Origin of the sequence: Corallococcus carmarthensis (genome assembly GCF_003611695.1) — a bacterium.
GTDB lineage: Bacteria > Myxococcota > Myxococcia > Myxococcales > Myxococcaceae > Corallococcus > Corallococcus carmarthensis.
Map to the genome: position 1 here is coordinate 20,864 of NZ_RAWE01000124.1, position 8,048 is coordinate 28,911.

Annotated in this window: 5 protein-coding genes; 4 read left to right on the top strand and 1 reads right to left on the bottom strand. The window is 69.2% G+C overall.

Going from position 1 to position 8,048, the window contains the following annotated elements; genetic code table 11:
• Positions 1-5: 5 nt before the first annotated feature.
• Entirely contained in the window at positions 6-2,690 is a 2,685-nt protein-coding gene (locus D7X32_RS27790) for a M1 family metallopeptidase (protein ID WP_120605597.1), read from the bottom strand.
• Between the two features lie 244 nt (positions 2,691-2,934).
• Here D7X32_RS27790 and D7X32_RS27795 point away from each other — a divergent pair, with 244 nt between their 5' ends.
• From D7X32_RS27795 to D7X32_RS27810, 4 genes are all read left to right on the top strand, one after another.
• Positions 2,935-3,825 (top strand): hypothetical protein, encoded by an 891-nt coding sequence (locus D7X32_RS27795; protein ID WP_120605598.1) that lies wholly within the window; start codon positions 2,935-2,937, stop codon positions 3,823-3,825.
• Between the two features lie 330 nt (positions 3,826-4,155).
• The gene (locus D7X32_RS27800) at positions 4,156-6,336 is read left to right on the top strand and encodes a Kelch repeat-containing protein (RefSeq protein WP_158625775.1); all 2,181 of its coding nucleotides are present in this window, start codon (positions 4,156-4,158) and stop codon (positions 6,334-6,336) included.
• 96 nt (positions 6,337-6,432) lie between these two features.
• Positions 6,433-7,254, top strand: coding sequence for an SDR family oxidoreductase (locus tag D7X32_RS27805; protein ID WP_120576627.1), 822 nt, complete (start codon positions 6,433-6,435; stop codon positions 7,252-7,254).
• Between the two features lie 20 nt (positions 7,255-7,274).
• Positions 7,275-8,048 (top strand): LysR family transcriptional regulator (locus tag D7X32_RS27810; RefSeq protein ID WP_147450294.1); only part of this gene is annotated, 774 nt, incomplete at its 3' end.

An 8,048-nucleotide genomic window follows, 5' to 3' on the forward strand; every position in this document is an offset into this window, starting at 1 on the left:
CGGGCTCACCGGGTGCGGAGGAACGCCTTGACGCTCGGGGCCTGGACCTTCTGGGACTCGATGCACAAGCGGATGGACTCCAGCGCCCGGGCCAGCGCGCGCGGACCGCCTTCAATCTTGTCCACGCGGGGCGTGAGGAACGTGTCCACCTGCGCCAGGTGGATATCGTCGCAGAGGCTCCCCGTCTCACCAATCAGCCTGCCCAGTTCATCCGAGCGCAGCCGCTGGGTCAGTGCGTCGAAGTGCGTCTGGTAGAAGTTCCACGCCTGCGACTGGGACTCCGGCGACATCAACGCCATCCTGAGGATGACCTGGGTGTCCCGCACGTCGAAGTCCGGCGAGACCACGAGCCCCAGAGCCCGCCACAGCAGCTCCGGGTTCCGGAAGTACGCCAGGGACGTCAGCAGCCGGGAACGCTCGGTGCGATCCTGCTCCTTCTTCGCCGCCTCCAGCAGCGCGTCGAACAGCGCCGCATCGCCGTGCGTCGCCGCCCGGGGCAGCGCGCTACCGAACGCCTCCGGGTCCACCGACTTGCGGTCCGCCAGCCACGCACGCACCAGCGGCAGCGCCTCCTTCACCAGCTGTGGGTCGTCGCCCATCCCGCCGGCCAGCCGGAGGAACAGCGAGCGCGATTCCTTCACCGCGTCATCCTCGCCCGGCTTCGGCCCCCAGCCCATGGCGCGTGCGCGTGTGGAGTAGAGCGATGCCACCCACGCGCGGAAGCGCGTGCGCTCCTCCGGCGTGAGCTGATCCACGCGCACCCACTTGAGCAGCGAGGCGCCACTCTGCACCACGAGCCGGTTCGTTGATCTGGCGGAGGCAGGCACCGCCTTCAAGGCCTCGCCCAGCGGCAGGTCTCCCCGAGTCACCGCCGCGTCCACGTCCGCCCAGAGCGCCACCTGCTCCGCCGGAGTGAAGGCGGCGGCCGGGGTCGCGAGCAGCTTCGTCAATTGCTCGCGCGTGTAGCCACCGCGGTAGTAGCCAGTGCCGCCCGCGTTGAGCAGCACCCACGACGGGCACTGCTTCGTGGACAGCGCCACCTCCGCCGTGGAGCCCTGCACCATCGAGCATACCCGCGTCGACTGCGTGCCCGTCCCCACGCGCAGACACACGGGCACCTGCCAGTCCTGCCGCGCGTCCGCCTTGGAGCCCACGGGCAGGTAGCGCTCCTGCGACAGCTTCACCGACGGAGTGCCGCCCGCCGGGCACGACAGCTGCGCGGTGATTCGCGGCGCCCCCGGCCGCACGATGAACCCGCCAAAGGACTGCGCCACCTCCGGGCCCGCGGCCTGGGACAGGTCCGCGAGGAAGTCCTCCATCGTCGCGACCTTCCAGGCGTGCTTGCGGACATAGCCCCGGAGCACGTCACGGAAGCGCTCCGGCCCCAGCCAGGCCTCGTACATGGCGATGACGGACGAGCCCTTGTCATACGTCGTCCCGTTGTCGAACGAGCCCACGATGTCGTCATTGCTGGCCACCGGCTTGCGCACGGGCAGCGCCACCTCCAGCGCATCCGAGTCCAGCGCGGAACGCATCGCGGACATGGCGCGCTCCTGCTGGAAGTCCCAGGACGGCTCCAGCCGGTCCACGGTCTGCCGGTCCAGCCACGCGGTGAACGACTCGTTCAGCCAGATGTCGTTCCACCACGCGCAGGTGACGACATCGCCGAACCAGTAGTGGCCCAGCTCATGGTTGGCGATGACCGCGTAGGACTTGCGGCGGGCCAGCGTCTCCTCGCCGGGCCGGATGAGCGTGAGCGGCTGCCCGAGCGCGACGATGCCCGGGTGCTCCATGGTGCCCCAGTACCGGGGCACGACCGCCACATCCAGCTTCTCGTACGGATACGGCTGGTCGAAGAAGTCCTCCAATCCCTTCACGATGCGGGGCGTGATGCTCGCGGCGTAGCGCGTCTCCGCGCCCCGGCCCTTGGGGACGATGAAGCGCAGTGGCACGTTCGTGCGGCCCACGGTTCCGGCGTCCACCACGTCGAACGGCCCCACCATGAAGGCCACGAGGTAGCTGGGCATCGGCTTGCTTTCCGCGAACGTGACGCGCTCCAGCCCGTCCGCCAGCGGCTCGCGAGACACGACGGGATGGTTGGCCAGCGCCACGTGTCCGGCCTTCACGGTGAAGCGCAGCCGCCACGGCACCTTGAAGGTCGGCTCGTCGAAGCACGGGAAGGCGCGGCGCGCGTCGATGGGCTCGAAGAACGTGTAGAGGTAGGACTCGCCGCCCTCCGCCACACCGTAGAGGCCCTGGCTGCGCTCGCGGTCCACCTTGCCGGTGAAGTCGAGCAGGAGCTGCGCCTTTCCGACGGGCAGTTCCTCTGGCAGCAGCAATCCCAGACGTCCCTCGTTCGCCATGACGGGCTTCGCGTCGAACGTGCGGCCCCCCACGGAGACGCGAGCCCGCGTCACGTCCAGGTCCTGGGCGTGCAGCCACACCTGGCGCACCGGCTCGCGGACCTCCACGTCGATGGTGACGCTGCCCGGGTACGTGTCCTCCGTGGGCACGAGCTTCAGGTCCAGCGCGTAGTGCACGGGCCGCACGGTGTCCGGCAGCCGCAGCGCGGGAGGCAGGGCCTCCGGCCACGACACGGCGGGCGGCGCGGAGGCAGGGGGTGCGGCCTCCGGTGCGTGGGCACAGCGGACGGTCAACACCACCAGGGCAATGAGTGGGAGCAGTCGCATGGGGGCCGCAGACTAGAAGTCGTTCCAGATTCCCGCGAGCCCAAGATCACGTGGCTGTACGCAAGCGGAACCACGCCCGGCCAATCAGCGCGCCGGCGCACCCGCCCACGATGAATTCAGGGAGGGTGAAGGGCAGCTGGTGGACCGGCCACATCCTGATACGCGTCGGCTCGATGAGTGCTTTCAAACCCGAGAGCCGCTACGGTCGTGTTCCCCCCGCATCAGCTACAAACCGAGGAAAAACATGTTTCGTCGCAGCAGCGGTCTTCCCTCCTTCTTCGTGTCCCTGCTTTTCGTCGTGGGCTTCGCGTCGTCCGCCAGCGCGGACACCTACCAGACCTATGTGACGCCCAAGGTCAATGGCTATCAGATTGGGACCTACCTCCCCAACCAGCCCACCGGGAATTTCAGCAGCGCTGGCGACACGGCCCGCCGCTTCTGTCAGGACCAGGGTCACAGCGGCGCGCAAAGCTTCACCACCGCCATCCGTGGGTCCGCGTACACGTACATCGCCGGCACGAACGGCGTGGGTGCCTGGAACACCACGGGCAACGCCAACGTGACGATGATTGAAACCGTCACCTGCTTCACCTCCACCTCGGACGTCACGTACACCACGCCGACGGTCAACGGCTACCAGGTCGGCACCATCCAGCCGAACTACCCCACCAGCAACTACAGCACCCCGGCGGACACCGCCCGCCGCTTCTGCCAGGACCTGGGCTTCACCGGCGCTCGCAGCTTCACCACCGCCATCCGCGGCTCCGCGTACACGTACGTCGTCGGCACGAACGGCGTCGGCCCCTGGAACACCACCGGCAACGCCAACGTGACGATGCTCGAGACCATCACCTGCTTCACCTCGACGGACATCACGTACGCAACCCCGAAGGTCAACGGCTACCAGGTCGGCACCATCCAGCCCACTTACCCCACCGGCAACTACAGCACGGCCGGGGACACGGCCCGCCGCTTCTGCCAGGACCTCAACCACGTCGATGCGCGCAGCTTCACCACCGCCATCCGTGGCTCCGCGTATACGTACATCGTCGGCACGAACGGCGTGGGCAGCTGGAACACCACCGGCAACGCCAACGTGACGATGCTCGAAACCATCACCTGCATCACGCAGTAGCAGCCCCTCGGCCCACACGAGGGGAGCCGATGTGGCTCCCCTCCGCAGGGTATTCACAGACCCCCGATCGGGTTTAGACAGACACCGCAAAATCCCACAACATGTCTGTGTCTATTTTGCCGACCTGATAGATCGCGCCTTCCTCTCACTCGCCAGGAAGGTGCAATGCATCGACAGAGCACACTGTCTCGGGTTTTGTTTTGCGCATTGATCAGCGCTGTCTTTTCTGTCACGGCTTGCGACACGGGGAGCGAACCGGAGCCGGTGGCCGGGGACGTCCGGTTTGTCAGCGCGGTACCCCAGGCGCTCGCCGGTGATGAGATCACCCGCGTGACCGTCACGCTGACTGCTTCGGGTGTGCCCACGGCCACCACCGTGCTCACGAAGGGCACGGACGGCTGGAGCGGCACCATGTATCAGGTGCCCGCCGGCACCCAGCGCACCTTCACCGCGGAGGCCTTCGCCGCGGACGGCGCCCTGCGCTACCGAGGCGTGGCCTCGGACGTCACCATCACCGCGGGCGCCACCTCCGTCGTGGCCATCACCCTCCAGGCTCTGAACGTCCCGGGCCCGTTCGACAACTCGGCGCCGTGCATCGATTCGCTGGTGGCTTCGTCCAGCACCGTCCTCCCGGGAGGAACGCTGTCCCTCCAGGCCACGGCGCATGACCCGGATGCGTCCGACACCCTCACGTATGCCTGGACGGCGGCGGATGGCACCTTCGGCTCACCCACGCTCACGTCGACGACGTGGACCGCGCCCGCGACTCCAGGCGTCTACGCGCTGACGCTCACGGTCACCGACTCGCGCGGCGCCACGGCGACCATCCGCATCAACATCACCGTCATCTCCAAGGACGGCGGCACGACGGCCGGCACCGCGGAGGTGTCCGTGACGTTCAACATCTCCCCCGCCGTGCTCCGCGTCACCGCGTCCCGGTCCCCCGTGCCCGTGGGCCAGAGCACCACCCTGACCGCCGACGTGACGGATCCGGACGGCGACGCGCTGACCTACCAGTGGGCCGCGTCCTGCGCGGGCACCTGGACCGATGCCACCTCCCACATCGCTTCCTTCACCCCGACCGCCCTGCCCGCGGGCGACGCGTGCGGCAACTGCGCGCTCACCGTCACGGTGAAGGACCCCAAGGGCGGACAGACGCAGGGCACCCTGCGCATCTGCGTGGGCGACGGCGCGACCGCCAACATCCCCCCGCGCATCGTGCTGGCGCACCAGAGCGCGGCGTCCGTGGTGGGCGACAACACCGTGACGTTCCGCGTCCTCGCCGAGGACGGCAACGGCGGCGCCCTCACCTTCAACTGGGCCGCGAGCACCGGCACGCTGGCGACGCCCGTGTCCGGGTTCACCTCCAGCGAGGTCTCCTGGAAGGCCCCCACCTGCTCGCCCACGGGCGGGAACGCGACCATCAACGCCACCGTCACCAACGCCCAGGGCTTCTCCGCGCCCGCGGCCTTCACCGTGGCGGTGCAGAACGCGCCCGCGTGCACGCCGCCCACGACGGTCGCGCGGTGGGACCTGACGGCCAGCCTGACGCAGCGCCGCTTCGGCGCGAGCCTCATCCCCCTGCCCTCCGGGAAGATCCTCGTCTTCGGAGGGTCGGTGTCCTCCAATCCCATCCTGGGCACCGCGGAGCTCTACGACCCCGCCACGGCCACCTGGTCCTCCGCCGGGACGATGGGCACCTCGCACTACAACCCCGCGGTGACGCTGCTCCCCTCCGGCAAGGTCATGGTGACGGGTGGCTTCGCGACGTACCCGGCCACCACCCCGCTGCGCGCCGTGGACTTCTACGACCCCGCGACCAACACCTGGACGGCCGGCCCGCAGATGGCGTTCGCGCGCGGAGCCCACACCGCGACGCTGCTGCCTTCCGGCAAGGTCCTGGTCGTCGGCGGCGTCAGTACGGGTGACAGCGTCGCCAACCGCGTCGTGGAGCTTTACGACCCCGCCACGAACAGCTGGGTGCCAGTGGCGAGCCTGGTCTACGCCCGGTCGAACCACCGCGCGGTGCTCCTGCCCTCGGGCAAGGTGCTCATCCTGGGCGCCGGCCTGCCGTCGGAGCTCTATGACCCGTCCAACAACACCTGGAGCGGCGCCTCCGGCATGACGACGCGGACGTTCACCGACGCCTTCCTCCAGCCTTCCGGCAAGGTGGTCCTGGTGGACGGGACGCTGGTCGCGACGTACGACCCGGTGCTCAACGTCCAGACCACGCTGGGCTCCTTCACCTACGAGCGCCCCAGCTCCTCCCTGGTCCAGCTGACGTCCGGGAAGCTGCTGCTCGCGGGGGGAAGCTCCACGGTGGGCCTGACGACGGAGGTCTTCGACCTTGCGACCGGCACCTCGGCGTTCTCCACCAGCATGGCGTCCAGCCGATACCTGATGGCCACCACCGTGCTGCCCAACGGCAAGGTGCTCTTCGTCGGGGGTTGGGACCCTGGCACCTCCATGAGCGTCAGCGCCGTTCTGGTCTACACGCCCGCGACGCCCTGAAGTTCCGCTGAAGCTTTGTCGACGAGCGGCCGGATCCACACAGGTCCGGCCGCTCCGGGCATTGCGGCGCCGCGCGATTGAGCGAGGATGCGCCCCATGTCCAACCTCCAAGGCAAGACCCTCTTCATCACCGGCGCCAGCCGCGGCATCGGCAAGGCCATCGCGCTGCGCGCGGCCCGCGACGGCGCCAACATCGTCATCGCGGCCAAGACGACGGACCCGCACCCCAAGCTGCCCGGGACCATCTACACGGCGGCGAAGGAGATTGAAGAGGCCGGCGGCAAGGCCCTCCCCTGCGTGGTGGACATCCGCGACGAGGCGCAGATCCACGCCGCCGTCGCCAAGGCCGTGGAGACCTTCGGCGGCATCGACATCCTGGTGAACAACGCCAGCGCCATCAGCCTCACCGGCACGCTGGAGACGCCGCTCAAGCGCTTCGACCTCATGCACGGCATCAACACGCGCGGCACCTTCGCGTGCTCGCAGGCGTGCATCCCGTACCTCAAGAAGTCCTCCAACCCGCACATCCTCAACAACTCGCCGCCGCTCAACATGGAGCCGCGCTGGTTCGGCCCCCACGTGGCCTACACCATCGCGAAGTACGGCATGAGCCTGTGCGCGCTGGGCATGGCGGAGGAGCTCAAGGACGACGGCATCGCCGTCAACACGCTGTGGCCCCGCACCGTCATCGCCACCGCCGCCGTGCAGAACCTGCTGGGCGGCGACGACACCATCAAGGGCAGCCGCACGCCGGAGATCATGGCTGACGCCGCCTACACCATCCTCACGAAGCCCAGCCGCTCCTTCACCGGCAACTTCTGCATCGACGACGAAGTGCTGCGCGCCGCCGGCGTCACCAACCTGGACAAGTACCAGTCCGTCCCGGGCGCGGAGCTGCTGCCCGACTTCTTCCTCTAACGCGTCCGGCCTCCGGCCCCATGCCCCCGCGCAAGCTCCAGCGACACCTGGTCTGGCTCGAGTCCTTCACCGCCGCCGTGGAGGCCGGCAGCATCGACGCCGCCGCGGAGCACCTGGGCGTCGCGCGCTCCGTCGTGAGCGAGCACATCCGCGCCCTGGAGGAAGTGCTCGCGGACGGCGCCGCCCTGCTGGAGCGGGGGCCGGGCCGGCGCCTGCAACTGTCCGCGCGCGGGGAGCGCCTCTACGCGGGCACCCAGACGCCGCTGCACCAGCTGGACGTGAAGCGGCTGATGGACCTGGCCCGCGTGGAGCCCACCCTGCGCCTGGGCCTCAACCCCACGCTCTCCATGTCGCTGCTGGGCGGCATCGCGCAGGACGCCGCCGCCACCGACCTCAAGCTGGTGGTCGGCTTCGGCGGCTCTCATGAGCTCATGCGGCAGGTGCAGACGCGGCAGCAGGACCTGGTGCTCGACTTCACCCCCCTGCCCCCGCACGAGGGCGTGGACACCGAATCCCTGCTGCGCATGTCCTTCGTGGTCATCGCGGGCCCCGACTCCACGCTCGCCCAGGCCCATTCCTCCCGCCGTTCCCTGGACGTGAAGGACCTCCAGGGCCAGCGCTTCGTGGACTGGCTGCGGGACGACCCCTACGGCGGCGCCAACAGCGCGCGCTTCGCCGCGCACGGCGTCTCCGTCACGGAGGTCGGCCGCGTGGAGAGCTTCCTCCACCTCTACGAGCTGCTGCGCGCCTACAAGGCCTGCACCATCGCCCCCGACGTGCGCCCCACCCAGCCG